1 protein-coding gene is annotated in these 323 nt (G+C 51.7%); it reads left to right on the forward strand.

What is annotated here, in order from left to right; genetic code table 11:
- Window positions 1–323 (forward strand): arginase family protein (locus tag HBA93_RS19970; protein WP_502910154.1); only part of this gene is annotated, 323 nt, incomplete at both ends.

Here is a 323-nt window from a genome sequence, read left to right on the forward strand (position 1 = left end):
CTGTCGCTGTTGCTGCTCGCTATGCACAGAGCCATTTTGGTGCGGAACGCGTGGCGATTATTGATTGGGATGTGCATCATGGCAACGGTACGCAGGACATTTTTGATGCGGACAAGGATGTGTTGTTTTGTTCAACGCACCAGTCGCAACTTTATCCCGGCACTGGTTTGGTGAAGGAAACCGGTGTCGGCAACATCGTCAATGCGCCTTTGCTGGCCGATAGCGGCAGCCGTGAATTTCGTGAAGCGTTTTCATCGCGTATTTTACCGGCGCTGGATAATTTTCGCCCCGATCTGATCTTGATTTCAGCGGGCTTTGATGGT

Origin of the sequence: Ochrobactrum sp. SFR4 (assembly GCF_019730395.1) — a bacterium.
Classification (GTDB): Bacteria; Pseudomonadota; Alphaproteobacteria; order Rhizobiales; family Rhizobiaceae; genus Pseudochrobactrum.